Source organism: Sorangium sp. So ce1504, from assembly GCF_051521635.1.
Taxonomy (GTDB): Bacteria; Myxococcota_A; Polyangia; order Polyangiales; family Polyangiaceae; genus Sorangium; species Sorangium cellulosum_B.
The window spans coordinates 3,825,168-3,842,826 of sequence record NZ_CP150365.1; the positions used below are offsets into that span (position 1 = coordinate 3,825,168).

Here is a 17,659-nt window from a genome sequence, read left to right on the forward strand (position 1 = left end):
ATGACGAGCCGCCTCCCCATCTCTCCGCAGGTCTTCGCGATCTTCAGCGCGCTCGTCGCCGAGAAGATCGGCTTCCACTACGACGCGGCCGATCGCGAGCTGCTCGGCGACAAGCTGTCGGCGCGCGCCCTCGACGCCGGCTTCGACTCGCTGCTCGATTACTACTACTTCCTCCGCTACGACCCGGCGGGCGCGGCCGAGATGGACGCGCTGATCGACGGGCTGGTCGTGGGCGAGACGTACTTCTTCCGCGAGCTCGCGCAGCTCGAGCTCGCGGTCTCGGAGTTCGTCGCGCCGCGCGTGGCGGCGGGCGGCCGGCCGCGGCTCTGGTCGGCGGCCTGCTCGAGCGGCGAGGAGCCGTTCACGCTCGCGATGCTCCTGGCCGAGCGGGGCCTGCTCGACAAGGTCGAGCTCATCGCGAGCGACATCAGCGCGCGGGCGCTCTCGCGGGCTCAGGCCGGCGTTCTCGGGCCGCGCTCGCTCCGGAGCAACGCCCCGCCGCCTCCGTTCGCCGAGCGGTGGCTGCAGGTGACGCCCGATCGCGTCGTCGTGAGCGCCGAGCTGAGGCGGGCGATCGACTGGCGGCGGATCAACCTGCTCGACGCGTCCCAGGTCGCGTCGCTGGGGCGGCTCGACGTCGTGATCTGCCGCAACGTGCTCATCTACTTCCACGACAACACGGCGCGGTGGGTGGTCAAGAACCTCTCGGGGGCGCTCTCCCCGGGCGGGATCCTCCTGGTCGGGGTCTCCGAGTCGCTCTTCAGGCTCGGCACCGCGCTCGCCTGCGAGGAGCGGGGCGGCGTGTTCCTGTACCGGAACGCGGAGCCATGAGGCGCCGTGCGGTCCGCGTGCTCGTGGTCGACGACTCGGCCTTCGTGCGCAAGGTGCTGCGGCAGGTCCTCGGCGCGAGCTCCTCGATCGAGGTCGTCGACACGGCCATGGACGGCCTCGACGCGCTGGAGAAGATCGCGCGCTACAAGCCGGATGTCGTCACGCTGGATCTCGTGATGCCGAACCTCGACGGCCTCGGTGTGCTCGCGTCGTTGCCGCGCGAGGGCGCGCCGCGGGTGATCGTCGTCAGCAGCGCCGAGGCGGACAGCGATCTCGGCGTCAGGGCGCTCCAGCAAGGCGCGACCGATCTCGTCGAGAAGCCGACGGCGCTCGCGACCGATCGCCTCTTCGGCCTCGCGGACGAGCTGGTCCGCAAGGTGCTCGCCGCCGCCGAGGCGAAGGTCCACCGCGTGGAGCCGCCGCCCGCGCCGCCGCCCGTGGTCGGCGCGATCCCGGCGCTCTCGCGCACGCGGCTCGTCGTGATCGGCGCGTCGACCGGCGGCCCGCTGGCGCTGACGCGGCTCCTCGCGGCGATGCCCGCCGGGTTCCCGGCCCCCATCGTCGTCGCGCTGCACATCCCTGCTGGCTACACGGAATCGCTGGCGCGCCGCCTCGACGACGGGAGCGCGCTCTCGATCGTCGAGGCGTCGGACGATCTCCAGCTCCGGCCCGGGCTCGTGGTCCTCGCGCGCGGGGGGACGCACATCGAGGTCCGGCGCAACCTGACGCGCGCCACCGTCTGCTTCCCGGCGACGGCCGGCGCGTCTCTCTATTGCCCGTCGGTGGATCGGCTCTTCGCGAGCGCCGCGGCCGAGTTCGGGCCCGGCGTCCTCGGGGTCGTGCTGACGGGCATGGGGGACGACGGTCTGGAGGGCTCCCGGGCGATCCGCGCGGCGGGCGGGAGGGTCCTCGCGGAGGCCGAGTCGTCCTGCATCGTTTACGGCATGCCCCGCCGCGTGCTGGAGGCCGGGCTCGCCGCGGCCGCGGCGCCGCTCGATCAGATGCCTGCGGCCATCCTGCGGCATCTTTGAGTTCGCAGGTCGCGCCTCGCGCGCCGCGCCTCGTCAAAGCGGCCAGTAGACGACCTTCCCCTCGATCTCCTGGAACGTCGCCGCGTTGCCGTCCTGGGAGACGATGAAGGCGATCCTCTCCGGGTACCCTGCGACGAACGCCGCGGCCGCGCGGTGGCGGGTGCCGCGCGCGTCGAGGCTCAAGCTCGCGTCCATCCGCTGGTCGGGGGTGGCGGCGAAGACCTCGGAGATGATCGCCCTCGGAGGCGGCAGCTTCGCGCCGAACGCGAGCACGTCGAGGGCGTGGCTCATCACGACCGCGCCGTCGACGGTCGTGAGCCGCACGATGAGCTCGAGCAGCCGGCTGACGCGCTCGGATCTCTGCAGCGCGTCTTCCGAGTCGCGCGGCGCTGGCCTCCCCCCGGACGGCTGGCATGGCCCGTCCGGCAGGTGAGTCTCGTGCGCGCCGGCGAGGTCGAGGATGGCCGAGCCGAGGCACAGAGCAGGGGCCAGCCGCTTGACCTCGGTGTCGAGCTGATTGCCCTCTTCCCCGAAGAGCTGCGGCAGGCCCTCGCCGGGCCCCAGGACGACGAGGAGCCCGCCGCGACCGAGCTCGACCATTCCCTCGACGATGCGCAGCAGATAGCCGCGCACGTTGCGGGCGAGCGCGCTCGCCTGGTCCCGCGCGACGGTCCGCTCGATGGAGTCGAGCAGCGGCCGGTTCTTGGGCATCCACGTCCGCACGGCGCCGCGCTCGTAACGGACGACCTCCCATTCGCCGCGGTACACGGCCACGACGCCGGGCTTCGGGGCGACGACGCGCACGAGCTGATCGAGCGCGAACGACGGCCGGCCGTGCGGCACCGCGATGCCGGCGACGGCGAGCGACCCATCGAGCGGCACCACGGCCAAGAAGGCGCGCGGCCACGCGCTCGCCGGGCCCAGGTTGGCCAGGTGCTCCGCGTCGAACGCCACCGGAGACGCGAACCGCACGAGATCCCACGCGGGCTCTCCGGAGTCGAACTCGGCGAGGCGCTCGGCGAACACGACGCCGATCGGGTTGAGCCGCCCCTCCTCCGTCGCCATGGACGCGAAGAACAGCGTCTCGATCAGCTGCGTCAGGATCGCGGCGAAGGAGGGCGGCGCCTCGTCGGGGGCGACGCGGGCGCCCGGAGCCAGCTTCTGCGCCGCGAGCGGGGGCTGCCCCTGCAGCTCGAGAAAAGCCGCCGTGACGTCCGCCGGATACTTGGGGCGCATGAGCTCGCTCTACCCTCCTCTGCGCCCCCGGTGAGACCGGCGGGCGGCGTGCAGGCCACTTCTCCGTGCGGGCTACGCGGCCCGACGCGAGCTGCGGCCCTTCCGCTTCGGGGCCTCCGCCTTTCGCACCCTGGATTTGCCGCCTTCTTCCGGCGCTCTTCTCCCGTCTTTCGCGCCGTTGTTCGCTTCGTCGTTCGCGGCCTTCTCGCCCTTCTGTCCGAGGCTCTTCTTGAGAAGCGCGATGAGGTCCACCGTGCCGGTGGCGCGGCGATGGCGCTCTTCCTCGACAGGCTCCGCGGGCGCCGTCGTGCGGCCGGATTTCACCTTCTTCTCGATGAGCTTCATCACGTCGTCGCGGTACTCGTCCTTGTATTTCTCCGGCTCCCACGCGGTGGCCATCTCGGCCACCAGCCGCTCCGCCATCTCCAGCTCCCGCTTCCCGAGCCCCTTTCCCTGGGCGTCCATCTCGGGCAGGTCGAGCTCCTCATCGGAGCGGAGCTCGTGCGCGAACCGGAGCAGGTTCAGCACGAGCCCTCTGCCGTGAGGCCTCACCGCGGCGATGTGCTCGCGCGTCCGGATCACGACCTTCGCGATACCGACCTTGCCCGTCTTCCGCAGCGCCTCGCGCAGGAGGACATACGCCGTCACCGGCGATCGCTTCTTGCCGTTCTGAGACGCGGGAGCGAGGAAATACGGTTTGTCGTAGTAGATCGGGTCGATCTCCGAGGCGTCGACGAAGTCGAGGATGTCCACGGTCTGCGTCGCCTCCACGTTCGCGCGGCGCAGGTCCTCGTCGGACAGGACGACATACTCGCCCTTCTCGTAGGGATAGCCGCGGACGATATCGTCCCAGCTCACCGGCTCGCCCGTCTCCCGGTTCACGCGCTCGTAGCGGATCGGCGCCATGGTGCGCCTGTCGAGCTGCGTGAAGTGGAGCTCGTCGGGCTCCTCGGCGGGGTAGAGGGCCACCGGGATCTGCACGAGCCCGAAGCTGATACTCCCTTTCCAGATGCTGCGAGGCATGTGCGCTCCTTCGACCCGGAAGGCGACCCGGGGGGGCCCGCGCCAGGTCCGTCATGGCGAGCAATGCAAGCCGGCGGCCGACGACGCGTCCTCGCGCATCCTGCGCCGCGCGCCCGTCCTGCCGCCCGGGGGCCATCGTGGATCCTGCGCCTCCTGCCGCGCGCTGCCACAGCCGAGGTCGCGTTTCGCCACGGCGGACCGGGCGCGGCGGTGATCGGCGGTGATCGCTGCCCCGCGCGCCCTCGCCTGCAGTATAACCCGCGCACGACATGCCTCGGCGTTCCCACGACCTTCACGGCGCCGCGCCGGACGAGAGCCGGACAGCGCTGCTCCTCATCGACGTGATCAACGATCTGGACTTCCCGGGAGGCGACCGGCTGCTCGCCCATGCGCTCCCGATGGCGCACCGCATCCGGGCGCTGAAGCAGCGGTGTCGCGACGCCGGCATTCCGGCGGTCTACGTGAACGACAACTTCGGCCGCTGGCAATCCAACTTCCACCGTCAGATCGAGCACTGCCTGGAAGAGGGCGTGTGCGGCCGCGAGATCGCGGCGCTGCTGCGGCCTGGAGAGGACGATTATTTCGTGCTCAAGCCCAAGCACTCCGGCTTCTACGGCACCACGCTGGAGATCCTGCTCGAGTCGCTCGGCGCGCAGACGCTCCTCCTCACCGGCATGGCGGGGAACATCTGCGTCCTGTTCACGGCGAACGACGCCTACATGCGCGATTACCGGCTGCTCGTCCCGTCGGACTGTGTGGCCTCCGAGACCGAGGAGGACAACGGCCACGCGCTCCGGCAGATGCAGCGCTTCCTCAAGGCCGACATCACGCCGTCGGACGAGCTCGACCTCGAGCGGCTGCCCGCCTGACACCGGCCGATGCGCGGCGTCAGGCGGGCAGCTTCCCGAGATCACGTGGGATGACAGCGCGTCACGCTCAGGCGACGGCCCTGTGCTTCGACGAGATCCCCTCTTCGGTGAGGACCGCGACGTCGGTCGCGCCGCCGCGCTCGAGGATCTGCTTGGCGAGCGCGCGCTCGTTGCTGTCCTCGACGTGGACGGAGATGAGGATGTTGCCGCCCTTGATCTTGCCCTCGTACTGCTTGGCCTCGACCTCGGGGATGCCGAGCCCGATCAGGGCGCCGGTCACGCCGCCGAGCGCGGCGCCGGCCGCGGCGCCGCTCAGCGCGGCCATGATGGGGCCGGCCGCGATGAACGGCCCGAGCCCCGGGATGGCGAGGGCGCCGATGCCGGCGAGCAGCCCGATGGTCCCGCCGACCGCGCCGCCCGCGCTGACGCCCGCCGTCGCGCCCTCGGGCGCCTTCGTGTGCTTCTCGTGCGCGAAGTCCCGCGTCCCGTGCTTGTCGGGGAAGAGCGCCGAGATGTCGCCGGTCATGAAGCCGGCGCGCTGGAGATCGCCGACGATGATGTCTGCCTGAGCGAGCGTGCTCACGAGGCCAAGGACCGCTTTCTTCGTTGCCATGGTGTCTTCCTTTCGGACCGTTCGTGTCGGTCAGTCAACGTCGACTTCGAGCTGGTTATCGACCCTCTGCACACCCGGGATCCCGAGGGCGATGGCGGCGATGTCGGCCTTCTCCTTGTCGCTCTTCACCGGGCCGCGCAGCGTCACCACCTGCCCCGTCGTGATGATCTTGACGTTCTTCGCGCTCATCGAGAGCGTGTCGTTCGCGACCACCGCCTGCCGGATCTTCTGGGTGATCGTGCGATCGGCCTCGTTCTCGCCCTGGTCCCCGGGGGTCAGCGCGGCGGGATCGCGATCGCGATCGTTCTTGCCTGTGTTGTCGGCGGCCGTCGGCGTGGGGTTGTTCGCCCGCTGGGCGACCTCGCCCGGCACCATGGGACTGCCGTCCGAGCGAGTCGTGCCTTCCGCTCGATCGCAGCCGGCCGCAGCGGCAAGCGAGAGAGGCAGCAGCAGGACGAATTTTGCTGTGTTCATGCCCGGCACCCTCGCAAGGCCCGGGCCATCCCTGGCGGAGAGCGCCTGTCGGTGCGCGGTCGTGGTCAGGGTGGAGCATGATCCCCGTCACGCCGATGGATGAGATGCCTTTCTCCACGCCGTGTCGTGGGCGGCTCTTCCATCGCGTCGGGGTGCGCGGCGCCGCGCGGCTGGCAGGCTCATGGCTGGATAGAGGCCGGACTGCCCCAAGTGGGGCGAACTGCCCCGTGCCGGCGATGGTCAGAAGAGGAGAACTAATGCTATCGGGCGGAGGACGGTGCGTGTGTACGCCTGTGACGGACGCCGTCCAGAGCGCCAGTCGCCAGCGTCCGATCGGGCCCGCGCTCGCGCTCGGGGCGCTGGAGGAAGGGCTCAGTCGTCGCGGGAGCCTTTCGGCCGTTCGGTCGTGCGTGGGATGGGCGGCTCGATCGGCCGTTCGATTCCGAGCCGCCGCAGCTTCCGGTAGAACGTCGCCCTCGACATGCCCGCCTCGCGCGCGGCCTGGAGCGCGTTCCAGCCGGTCCGCTCGAGCGCGGCGAGCAGCGCGGCGCGCTCGTCGCGCGGCGGTCGCGGCGCGCCGCGGCCGCCGCCTTCCTGCGCGCGGGGCAGGTCCACGTCGTCGGGGCCGATCCTGCGGCCGTCGCACAGCACGACCGCCTTCGTGATCACGTTCTCCAGCTCGCGCACGTTGCCGGGCCAGCCGTGCTGGCCGAGCCGCCGCAGCGCCTCGTGGGACAGCTGCGGCGCCGGGCGGCCCAGCTGCTCGGCGGCGCGGCGCACGAAGTGGAGCGCGAGCTCCGGCAGGTCCTCCAGGCGATCGCGCAGCGCCGGCAGCCGGATCTGGACCACAGCGACGCGGTAGTAGAGGTCCTCCCGGAAGCGCCCGCGCGCGGCCTCGGCCAGGAGATCGCGGTTCGTCGCGCAGACGAGGCGGAAGTCCACGCGCACGGCCTCGGCGCTGCCCACCGGGCGCACCTCCCGCTCCTGGAGCACCCGGAGCAGCTTCGCCTGCACCTCGAGCGGCATCTCGCCCAGCTCGTCGAGGAAGAGCGTGCCGCCGCGCGCCGCGACCACGAGGCCGGTCCGGTCCCGGTCGGCCCCCGTGAACGCGCCGCGGACGTGCCCGAAGAGCTCCGACTCGAGCAGCGCGGCGGGGAGCGCGGCGCAGTTGATCCCCATGAACGGGCCGCTCTTCCGCGGGCCGGCGAAGTGGATGGCGCGCGCGACGAGCTCCTTGCCGGTGCCGCTCTCGCCCGTCACGAGCACGTTGACCGGCGCGTCGACCACGCGGTCGAGCGTCGCGAACACCGCGCGGAGCGCGGGGCCGCGCCCCACGATGGCGCCGTAATCGTAGCGGTGCTCCAGGGCCTGCTGGCGGACGAGCACCTGCTCCTGAAGCCGGTCGATCTCCGCGGCCTGGCCGCGCAGGAGCTCCTCGACGCGGCGCCGCTCGGCCTCGAGCTCCACGGTGCGGCGGCGCAGGTCGTCGACGAGCCGCGCGTTGCGCAGCGCGAGCGCGACCTGGTCGGCGAAGGCGAGGAGCAGGTCGACGTCCTCCGGCGCGAACCGCGCGCGCCGGAAGCGGTTGTCGAGGTAGAGCGCGCCGAGCACGCCGTCCGGCGAGCGGATCGGCACGGCGATCACGGACCTGAGCCGCATCGCGTGCACCGACGCGTGCTCGTGGAAGCGCGGGTCCTCCTGGGCGTCCACGGTGACCACGGGCTCCTGCGTCGCGATCGCGCGCTCGGCGATGCCGTAGCTGAACTTGAGGTGGCTCCTGCCGACCTTCTCCCGGTCGACGTTGCGCGCGACCGCGACGCGCAGCTCGCCGCCCGGCTGCTCGATCAGCAGGAACCCGCGCTCCGCGGCCGTGAGGTCGATCGCGGCGTCCATGGCCATCGCGAGGATGTCGGCGATCTCGACGGAGGAGTTGAGCCTGCGGAACACCGCGAGGAGCCGCTCGAGCTTAGCCGTGCGCTCCGCCGCCGGCGGCGCCGCGGCCTCGGCCGCCGCGGGTGTGCGCGCCGGCTGCGCCGCGCGGCGCCGGGGGTGGGTCCAGAAGGCGTGCTGCAGCGCCTCCGGCAGCGAGCGCGCCATGGCGGTCCAGGCGGCGGCCGCGCGCTCCCGCTGCGCCGCGGCGGCCTCCGGCTCGCCTGCGAGCTCGTGGGCTTCGGCCAGCGCCAGGCGGACGTCCGCGGCGAGGTCGGGCTGCGCCGCGCGCTCGGCGAGGCCCAGGGCGCGCTCGAGGCGCTCCCGGGCGGCGGTGAGGTCCTGACCGAGGTTGGGCTGACCGAGGTTGGGGGCGCCCTGACCGAGGTTGGGCTGACCGAGGTTGAGGTCACCCTGACCGAGGTTGGGCTGACCGAGGTTGGGGGCGCCCTGACCGAGGTTGGGCTGACGGCTGAAACCGCCCTGGTCGGAACCGACCTGACCGAGGTTGCCGTCGCCCTCGCCGTCGAGCAGCGCGAGCCGCCCCTCCAGCAGCGCCGCGCGCGCTCCGAGGTCGGGCGCCTCCCGGGCGGCGCCGTGCGCCCGCGCCCGGCCCAGCGCGGCCCGCGCGTCTCCCACCGCGCCCCGCGCGAGGTGCGCCCGGCAGAGCTCCAGCTCCTCCTCCACCACCTCCCGCTGCGCCCCCTGCGCCTCGAAGCCGCGCCGCGACCGCTCGAAGCAGCGCGCCGCCTCCTCGGCGTCGCCGCCCGCGAGCGCGCAGTCCCCGAGGACCGAGGCCGCCGCCGCCGCGAAGAACGGCGCGCCCCGCCGCGCGGCCTCCGCCTCCACCCGGGAGGCCACGCGGGCGGCCCGCTCGAACGCCCCCACGTCCGCCCAGAGCTTCGCCAGATCGAAATCGAGGACGAGGACCAGGTCCGCCTGGCCCAGGGCGGAGGCGAGCCGCGCCCCGCGCTCGTAGGCGGCGAGCGCTTCCCCGAGCTCGCCCGACTGGTGGCACGCCGTACCCACGTTGAGGCTGCAGCGCGCCACCAGGTCGCCGAGCCCGTGCTCCTCCGCCGTCGCCAGCGCCTGCCGGTACCCGACGAGCGCCGCCTCGACCTCCCCGGCCCGGAAGGCGTCGATCGCCTGGTACGACAGCGCCCGCACCAGCGCCCTCGGCGCCCGCCGATCGCGGTGCAGCCCGGCGGCGAGCCCGAGGTGCAGCCCCGCGAGCCGGCGCTCCCCGAGGTAGCTCGCCGCGACGCCGACGTCCTCGTGGAGGCTCGCCAGCACCTCCGGCTCGTCGCACCACGCGAGCGCCGGCTCGGCGCGGGCCCGCGCCTCCGCGTGGGATCCGAGCCGCAGCAGCGCCCGGCTCGCCAGATCGGCGAGCCCCGCGCGCTCGCGCGGCGTGGACGATGACGCCGAGCCCTCCCCGCCGGCCTGCTCGCTCCGCTCGGCCTCGTCGAGCCGCGCGAGCGCCGCCGTGGGGTCGCCCAGCTCCAGCAGGCACGCGCCGAGCCGGACGAGGGCCTGCGCGCGCCGCGCGCCGAGCTCTCCGGCCTCGTCGCTCGCGAGCAGGTGCTCCAGCACCTCGCGCGCCCGCGCCGCGCGGCCGACGCGCTGGAGGGTGGACGCGATCTCGAGCCGGGCCTCCGCCGACGTCGCCACCTCGAGCAGCGCCTCCGCTGTCGCGCCCCACGGCCTCGGATCCGCCTCGCGCTCCGCGCGGCGCTCGAGGAACAGGCGCTCGGCGGCCGCCGCGTCGCCCGACAGCGCGAGGTGCAGCACCCGCTGCTCGGCGTGCGCCGGCAGGGCGGCGGCCGCCCGCGCGTGCGCCGCGCGCACCGCCTCGCCGCCGAGGGCGCAGAGGAGGGCGGCGATCGGCCCGGCGCGCGTCAGCGTCCACCCCCCTGCGGTGCGCGCGACGACGCCGCGGGCGGCGAGCTCGGCCAGGTGCGCGACCGGGAGCCCGAGCGGCGGCAGCTCCTCGTCGGCGACCGCGCCCCCCTGCACGGCCAGCGTCGCCACCGCGTCCCGCAGCGGCCGCCCGAGGCCCCGCAGCCGCAGCGCGTAGCGCGCGCTCGCCCCGGGCGTCGTCGCGTCGAGCCCGGCCACGTCCCCGCTCTCGGCCAGCCGCCCCGCGATCACCACGAGATCGGCGGGCCACCCCGCGCTCGCGCGCAGCACGACCTCCGTCGCGTCGCCCAGGCCGATGTCGTCCATCCAGCGCTGCACCGCCTCGCGCCCGAGCGGCGGCAGCGCGACCTCGCGCGCGCTCCGCCCCGCCTCGGCGGCCACCGCGGCGAGCGGCGCCCGGCCGCCGCCGTGCGGGACGCGCTCGGCGGCGAGGAGCAGGACCGGATCCTCGGGGCCGAGCAGGCGGGCGAGCGCCTCGAGCATCTCCCGGTCCGCCCCGCTCACCTCGTCGGCGTCGTCGAGCACGAGCACCAGCGGCCCGGCCCCCGCCCCCGCGTGGCCTCCCCGCGCCCGCGTCAGGCGCTCGTGCGCGCGCAGGGCGCCCAGCGCGCCGGCGGGGAGCGCCTCCTCGCCGGTCGCGCGGCGCAGCATCGAGGCCACCGGCGCGCTGGCCCTGGCGAAGCCCTCCACGGCCTCCAGCCGGAGCTCGGCGCTCCACGTCGCCTCGCGCAGGAGGCGGCTCTTCCCGCAGCCCGGCTCCCCGGCGATCACGCAGACGCGCGGGCCGCGCTCGCCTCGCTCGAGCGCGGCGAGCGCCTCGGCGACCGCGCGCATCTCCGCATCGCGCCCGACGAGGTGGGGCGGCTCCGGCGGCGGCGGGGCCACGGCGCGCGGCGCGGCGCCCACCCAGTCGAGCACCTCGCCCGCGTCGGCCGGGCGGTCGCGCGGCTCGGACCGCACGAGCCGCTCGACGAGCGCGCCGATCGCCTCCGGCAGCGGCTCCGCGAGCAGCGGCGCGATCGCCTCGAGCGTGCGGCCGAGCGAGAACAGGTCCGCGCGCCCGTCGGCCGGCTCGCCGCGGATCACCTCGGGCGCCAGGTAGCCCCGGGTGCCGGAGACGCCGTCGTCGGGCCTCCCCCCGAGCCGCGCCGCGCAGGACAGGTCGATCAGGACCGCGCGCCCCGAGGCCCCGACGAGGATGTTGGCCGGCTTCACGTCGCCGTGGCGGATGCGCGCGCGGTGGAGGAACCGCAGCGCGTCGAGCACGTCCACGATCGCGGCCCGCGCCTCTTCGAAGCGCCGGCCTGTCACGTACTCGTCGAGCGGCGCGCCCAGCACCGCCTCCGACGTGAAGTAGAAGCGCGGCTCGCCGGTCTCCCGGAGCATGCCGAAGTCGAGGACCCGGACGAGGTGCGGATGGAAGAGCCCCGCCAGCATCCTGAACTCGCCGCGGAACGCCGCCCGCTCCGCCGTGCGCGCGTGGCCGAGCAGCTTGAGGCACAGGTCCCGCCCGAGCGCCTCGTCGCGCGCGAGCCACGCCGTGGCCAGGCCCCCCCGCCCCAGGGGACGGATCAGGCGGTAGCGGCGGGCGAGCAGGGTCCCTTCGGCTTGGCTCACCCGCATAGTGTCTCATGAATGTGCCATCTGAGACAGTGAGACACTCGATGAGACACTTGTGCCTCGCATTTCACGACGATTTCCGTCCTTTTTCATTCGGCACCAGGTTTGCTCTAATGGCCGGCATGGCGATGCGGACGACATACGGACACCGAGGACGGCGGGGCGCGCGCGTCGCGACGCTCCTCGGAGCGCTCGTTGGCGGCTGTGTCGTGAGCCCGCAGCCGAGCCCGCCGGTCCACGAGCCGATCCTGGACACTGGGCTCGTCGGCGTGTCGGGCGACCCCCAGGTCTTGCGGCAACAGGTCTTCCTCAAGGGCGAGCCTGGCGCGGTCGAGCCGGCGGAGGGCGTGGTCGTGGTGACGAACCTCGACAGCGCGGACGCGCCCGTCATCGCGGAGATCAGCCGCGACGGCAGCTTCGTGGCCGCGGTGGACGCGTCGACGGATCAGGTCCTGCGGATCCAGGTGAAGCAGGGCGAGCGCCGGTCGGAGCCGGTGGATCTGCAGCTCACGGGGGAGCCCATCAGCGCGACGCAGACGATGCTGGCGCACCTGCCTTGCCTCACGATCGAGCCCGCTTCGTGGGTCTCGCTCGAGGCCGGCGAGAGCGACGTTGTCGTCGGCAACACGTGCGCCGAGGACGTGTCCATCGGCGCGCCGCGCTTGCGCCGCGGCGCGGGGCCGTTCGGGGTCAGCCCGGCGGAGGCGTTCGTGGTGCCGGCGGGCGAGTCCGCCGTCGTCACGGTGCGCGCGGACGGTGAAGGGGTCGAGCGCGAGGACGTGCTCTTCCTCGAGGTCACGGCGCCCGAGCCCGGGCGCCGCGTCCTGACACTGACGCTCCCCGACTGAGCGGTCGGGGAGACGAACATCGAACTCGCGCGCCGCGCTCGCCGTACTGCGCGCGGCGCGAGGCGCCCTTCCCCTGGAGGGGAGGGGCTCGTGGATGTCTATCGCCTCGCCGGTGACGGCGGGGCTCTTTTGGAGGAACCCATGAACGTCCAGAATCGTATCAAGAGCAGCCGTATCGGATCCTTTCTCTGGCTCGCGCTGTCGATGCTCCCGCTCGCCGTGGGCTGTCAGGTGGAGATCGCCGACGACGACACCGCGTCCAACTCGGAGGAGGTGAGGGGCGGCGGCGGGCAGGGCAAGGCCTGCGGCGGCCTCCTCGGCCTCTCCTGCAAGAAGGGCCTTTTCTGCGACTACGAGCTCGACGCCATGTGCGGCGCGGCCGATCAGACGGGCACCTGCCAGCCCATCCCCGAGGTGTGCACGAAGGAGCTCAGGGAGGTCTGCGGCTGTGACGGCAACACGTACAGCAACGAGTGCATGGCGAACGCGGCGGGCACGTCGGTGTCGTCGATCGGCCAGTGCGCGCCTCCTCCGGGCGACATCTGCGGCGGCCTCCTCGGCCTCTCCTGCAAGGAGGGTGAGTTCTGCGACTTCGCGCCGGACGCCCAGTGCGGCGCGGGCGACATGACGGGCACCTGCCTGCCCACGCCGGGCGGGTGCACCAGGGAGTACGACCCCGTCTGCGGCTGTGACGGGAACACGTACGGCAACGCGTGCACGGCGAACGCGGCGGGCGTCTCGGTCGCGTCGGAGGGCGAGTGCGCGCCGCCTTCGGAAGGCAAGGCGTGCGGCACCCGCGGCGGCTGGACGTGCGAGAAGGGCGAGTTCTGCAATTTCCCGCCCGAGGTCGAGTGCGGCGCGTGGGACGGGCCGGGGACCTGCACGCCCATCCCGGAGGCGTGCACGTTCGAGTACAACCCGGTCTGCGGCTGCGACGGCCAGACGTACGGCAACGCCTGCGCCGCCGCCTCGGCGGGCGTGTCGGTCGCGTCGAAGGGCGAGTGCGCGCCTGCTCCCGGGACGATCTGCGGCGGCATCGCGGGCTTCGCGTGCGACAAGGGCGAGTTCTGCAACTACAGCATCGAGGCCATGTGCGGCGCGGCCGATCAGACGGGCACCTGCGAGACCATCCCGGAGGCGTGCACGGAGCAGTACGACCCGGTCTGCGGCTGCGACGACAAGACGTACCCCAACGAGTGCTTCGCGCACGCGGCGGGCGTGTCGGTCGTGTCGCGCGGCGAGTGCGCTGAGCGCCGGTTGTAAGGGGACACCGAGGGCGCCGTCCGCGCCGCGCGCCGCGTGACCCCCCCTCGCGCGACGCGCGGCGCGGCGGCGCCGCCCTTGACCGGCTCCGCGCCGGTTCCGTAGCATCCTGCCGCGCATGAGCGCCGCTCGATCCCAGACAGCGTCGACGCTCCTCCTCGACGAGCACTTCGAGGCCGGCGACGACCGGTTCGTGGACGAGGTGCTCACCTCGGAGGCGGGCCGGAAGCTGAAGGCGCTCGCCCCGCGCTGGTACGCGGACGGGCGCCCGTTCGCGCGCCGCGCGCTGCTCCGCTACATCGACGACGGCTGCGACCGGCCGCACCACCGCGGCCTCGTCAAGGTCCTCTACAAACTCGCCGAGCAGGCGGGAGACGACGAGGTCGTCGGCCGCTTCATGGTCGCCTTCGATCGCCTCGTCCGCCGCAAGCTCGTCAAGGTGACCCGCTACGACTGGGTGACAAGGACCTCCAGCGACGAGCCCTGCCTCGTCAGCGACACCGGCGTGCCGGTCAGCCTCCCGCAGGGCGACGTCGCGTCGCCGCGCTTCTCGATGCGGACGCGCCACTACCTGCGGCGCCGCGCGTTCCGCTACTTCCGGCGGCTCGGCCGGCGCGACGCCGCCCGCTACGGCCGCGCGATCCGCGCCGCGCTCGCGCTCTACCGCGACGAGCACCTCGACAGGCCCGAGCGGCTCCTCGACGCCTGGGGGCTGCTCCACGCGCTCTACTGGGGCTCGCCCGCCCTCGAGCGCCTCCCGCGCGGCGTGCGCCTCGCGGAGGGCGCCGCCCTCGCCGAGCTCGAGCCCGCGCCGATCTACCCCGAGGCGTGGCAGGGCGCCTTCGACGAGGTGCTCGGCCTGGTCACGGCCGCGAGGAGCCGCACCGTCCGGGCGTTCGCCGTGGGGCTGCTCGAGCGCGGCTACGCCGCCGAGCTCCGCGGCCTGCCGCTCGCCCGCGTGCGCGCGCTCCTCGAGAGCCCGCACGACGAGGTGCAGACCCTCGCCGCCGGCCTGCTCCGGCAGATCCCGGGCCTCGGGAGCCTGCCGATCGCGGACTGGCTCTCGCTGCTCCAGACCGAGAACGCCGCGGCGCTCGCCTTCGTCTGCGAGGCGGTGGTCGAGCACGTCTCGCCGGCGCGGCTCTCGCTCGCCGAGTGCGTGGCCCTCGCCTGCGCGCGCGCCGCGCCGGTCGCGGAGCTCGGCCTCCGCTGGGCGAGGACGAAGCCCGTCGAGACCGCCGCGGATCTCGACACCCTCGCGCGCCTCGCGACCGCGATCGCCCCCCGGGTCCGGGAGGAGGCGGTCGCGTGGCTCGTCGAGGTGCTCGGGCGCTCACCCCACAGCCGGGCCGAGCACGTGCGCGATCTCCTGGACTCCCGCCACGAGGACGTCCGCGCCCGCGCGCTCGAGCTCTTCGAGGCCGACGCCCGCTTCCGCGACGACACCGGCCTGTGGGCCGCCCTGGCCGAGACGCCCCACGCCGATGCCCGCGCGTTCCTGATCCGGCACCTCGCAGCGCGCAAGGCGGCCTTCTCGCCCGAGGCGCTGCGGCACGTCTGGGCGGCGGCGCTGCTCGCCGTCCACGGCGGCGCGCGCGACAAGCGCGCGGTCGTCCGGCAGATCGCGGACCGCGTGGTCGCCCGGCCCGGCGAGGCCGACGCGCTCCTGCCGCTGCTCGGCGTCGCGCTCCGCAGCGTGCGCGCGCCCGAGCGGCGCGCCGCCCTCGGCGCCCTCGCCCGCGCCGCGTTCCGCGCCCCCGCGCTGCGCGACGCCATCGCGCGCAGGCTCCCGGAGCTCCGGCTGTTCGAGGGGGAGGACGCGGCGTGAGCTTCGATCTCCGCTACCTCGGCACGAGCGGCGTCAAGGAGCTCGGCGGCGGCGCCGCCCTCAGCTTCGCGCCCAACCTCGCGCGCCCCAGGGTCTTCTTCGACGGCGAGCTCGCGCGGCCGGCGCGCTTCCGCGAGGCGATCAGCGCGCTCCACGACGTCGTCGTGGGCGACCTGCGGCGCCTGCCGAAGGATCGCTCCGCCCACGAGGCGTGGAAGCAGCAGGAGGCCGAGCGCGAGGCCCGGCTCCGAAGAGAGCTCCACGGCGAGGCCATGAAGGCCGAGCTCGCGCGCTTCGGAAGCGCGCCGCTGCCGCCGAACCTCGAGGCCGACTTCCGGAAGATGCACAAGCTCTACTGGGGCGCGCGCGTCCGCTGGGCGAGCGAGCTCGCGCGGAGCGATCCGCAGCTCTTCCGCCACCTCGTCCCCTGCGATCCGGTCGTGACCGTCGCGCCCGATGTCGTCTTCTTCGAGTGCTTCTCCAAGGACGAGTCGAGCTACGGCTGCCTCTCGGTCGATCGCGACGCCTTCCGGGGCGCGCAGGACGCCGGCCTCGGCACGACGAACGTCGACTACTCGCTCGCGCTCTACGAACACTTCCAGACGCTCCGCAGCTACCGGCCGACGCGGCTCCTCGTCGATCCGACCGGCTTCGAGGTCGCCGTGGAGGGCCGCGGCGACTACCGCGAGGAGAAGATCGATCTCCCGCCCTCGTGGCTGCGCGGCTTCGGCCAGCTCCAGGCGGCGATGTGCCTGCCGTGCCGGAGGGTCGACGTCCCCGTGGAGGCGGTCTACTCGCTGCTCGCGCACCTCGATCGGCACCGCGAGCGCACCGGCCCGCGCAGCCTGCGCTTCCAGCTCACGCCGGGCAAGGCGCCGATCCTGGTGCTCGACCCCTGGGGCGTCTCCATCCCGTGCCGCGGCGTCACCTGCGACGACATCCCCGTGGCCGTGGGGCCCGCGGCGGGCGCGGGTGGGCTCGGCCCGTACCGCTCCGGAGCGCCGAGCGGCGCGCCGGCGGCGGAGGCGACCGAGGAGATCAAGGTGTGGGGGAGGCGCCGCCTCTCGGTGCTCGCGCGGCTCCTGCCGCTCGCCGATCGCATCGAGGTGCGGCTGCTCGGCTCCGGGCTGCCGAGCCTGTGGATCGTCTTCATGGGCGAGATGCGCTTCACCCTCGCGCTCTCGGGCTGGACGGCGAACGACTGGACCTCGGGCTCTCACCTCGACGTCATGGCGGACGCCGTCACCCCGGACGTGCAGCTGGCGGACCGCGTCGCGCGCCACCTCGAGATGGTCCGGCGCGCGTCCTACGGCGAGCTCGCCGTGTCGATGGGCGCGCCGGACGGCGCGCTCCGCGGCGCGCTGCACCTCGCCGCGAAGCAGGGGCAGGTGGTTTACGACCACGCCGCGGAGTGTTATCGCTGCCGCCCGGTGATGCCGGTCGCCCTCTCCGACGCGCTGCTCGGCCCCGAGCCCCCGGAGCTCGCGGAGGGCCGGCGCATCGCCCGGGGCGGGGTGGAGATCGCTCGGGAAGAGACCCTCTCCGGCGGCCGCCGCGTCGTCATGGCCAGGGCCAAGGCGACGAGCTGCGAGCTGCTCCTCGACACCGACGGCGCGATCAAGAAGGCGAAGTGCAGCTGCTCGTACTTCTACAAGAACCGGCTGCGCGCGGGCCCGTGCCGGCACCTGCTCGCGGTCAAGCTCCACCTGTCCGGCCGCGGTGACGCGGCGCCCTCGCTGCCGTCTCCAGAGCCGTCGCAGCAGGCGGAGGCCGGCGCGCGCGGCCCGCGGGCGACGACGGCCGCCCCGCGAGGCGAGGCCGTGCCGTTCCCCGCGGAGCTCCTCGCCGAGATCGAGCGCGCCGCGGCGGCCCAGCGGGCGGGGCTCGCGGAGGTCGTCGAGGGGTCGTGGGATCTCGCGTTCGAGCGCATCCAGGGCTGCCGCTCCTGGGTCGAGGCCCTCGCGCTCGGCGGTCCGGAGGCGGAGCGGGCGCTCCGCGCGCGCGAGCTCCGCGCGCCGGTCGTCAGGACGCTCCCGGTCCACGCGGACGTGCTGGCCGAGATCCGGCGTGTCGCTGACCAGTTCAAGGCGAGCCCCGCCGCGGTGGTGGGCCTCGCGTGGCTCGTCGCCAGGCGATCGACGAAGTGAGGTTCACCCAAGATCCGAGAGTCCAGC

General features: G+C 74.0%; 12 protein-coding genes. 7 read left to right on the plus strand and 5 right to left on the minus strand.

Annotation, left to right across the window (positions count from 1 at the left end; translation table 11 throughout):
• Both WMF39_RS14530 and cheB read left to right on the plus strand, forming a co-directional pair.
• The gene (locus WMF39_RS14530) at positions 1–831 is read left to right on the plus strand and encodes a CheR family methyltransferase (RefSeq protein WP_437746097.1); all 831 of its coding nucleotides are present in this window, start codon (positions 1–3) and stop codon (positions 829–831) included.
• On the plus strand, positions 828–1,862 hold the full coding sequence (gene cheB / locus WMF39_RS14535; protein ID WP_437746098.1) for a chemotaxis-specific protein-glutamate methyltransferase CheB: 1,035 nt from the start codon (positions 828–830) through the stop codon (positions 1,860–1,862). The genes WMF39_RS14530 and cheB overlap by 4 nt, the downstream gene beginning before the upstream one ends.
• A 33-nt stretch (positions 1,863–1,895) precedes the next feature.
• Here the strand turns inward: cheB and WMF39_RS14540 are convergent, their stop codons facing one another.
• Complete coding sequence (locus tag WMF39_RS14540; protein WP_437746099.1) at positions 1,896–3,098, minus strand: putative sensor domain DACNV-containing protein; 1,203 nt, start codon at positions 3,096–3,098, stop codon at positions 1,896–1,898.
• Between the two features lie 72 nt (positions 3,099–3,170).
• Complete coding sequence (locus WMF39_RS14545; protein WP_437746100.1) at positions 3,171–4,121, minus strand: Ku protein; 951 nt, start codon at positions 4,119–4,121, stop codon at positions 3,171–3,173.
• 269 nt (positions 4,122–4,390) lie between these two features.
• Here WMF39_RS14545 and WMF39_RS14550 point away from each other — a divergent pair, with 269 nt between their 5' ends.
• On the plus strand, positions 4,391–4,990 hold the full coding sequence (locus WMF39_RS14550; RefSeq protein ID WP_437746101.1) for a cysteine hydrolase family protein: 600 nt from the start codon (positions 4,391–4,393) through the stop codon (positions 4,988–4,990).
• Positions 4,991–5,057: 67 nt separating this feature from the next.
• Here WMF39_RS14550 and WMF39_RS14555 read toward each other — a convergent pair whose 3' ends face one another.
• The 3 genes from WMF39_RS14555 to WMF39_RS14565 form a co-directional block, all read right to left on the minus strand.
• Positions 5,058–5,603, minus strand: coding sequence for a DUF3341 domain-containing protein (locus WMF39_RS14555; protein ID WP_437746102.1), 546 nt, complete (start codon positions 5,601–5,603; stop codon positions 5,058–5,060).
• Positions 5,604–5,633: 30 nt separating this feature from the next.
• Positions 5,634–6,077 (minus strand): BON domain-containing protein, encoded by a 444-nt coding sequence (locus tag WMF39_RS14560; protein ID WP_437746103.1) that lies wholly within the window; start codon positions 6,075–6,077, stop codon positions 5,634–5,636.
• Positions 6,078–6,449: 372 nt separating this feature from the next.
• Positions 6,450–11,543: a sigma 54-interacting transcriptional regulator gene (locus tag WMF39_RS14565; protein WP_437746104.1), complete on the minus strand. Its 5,094-nt coding sequence runs from the start codon at positions 11,541–11,543 to the stop codon at positions 6,450–6,452.
• Positions 11,544–11,755: 212 nt separating this feature from the next.
• Between WMF39_RS14565 and WMF39_RS14570 the strand changes: the two genes are divergently transcribed.
• From WMF39_RS14570 to WMF39_RS14585, 4 genes are all read left to right on the plus strand, one after another.
• A complete protein-coding gene (locus WMF39_RS14570) occupies positions 11,756–12,394 on the plus strand; it encodes a hypothetical protein (protein WP_437746105.1) in 639 nt (212 codons plus the stop codon).
• 141 nt (positions 12,395–12,535) lie between these two features.
• The gene (locus WMF39_RS14575; RefSeq protein ID WP_437746106.1) at positions 12,536–13,657 is read left to right on the plus strand and encodes a Kazal-type serine protease inhibitor domain-containing protein; all 1,122 of its coding nucleotides are present in this window, start codon (positions 12,536–12,538) and stop codon (positions 13,655–13,657) included.
• Between the two features lie 118 nt (positions 13,658–13,775).
• Entirely contained in the window at positions 13,776–15,485 is a 1,710-nt protein-coding gene (locus WMF39_RS14580) for a hypothetical protein (RefSeq protein WP_437746107.1), read from the plus strand.
• A complete protein-coding gene (locus WMF39_RS14585; RefSeq protein WP_437746108.1) occupies positions 15,482–17,632 on the plus strand; it encodes an SWIM zinc finger family protein in 2,151 nt (716 codons plus the stop codon). The genes WMF39_RS14580 and WMF39_RS14585 overlap by 4 nt, the downstream gene beginning before the upstream one ends.
• The last annotated feature ends 27 nt before the right edge of the window (positions 17,633–17,659 follow it).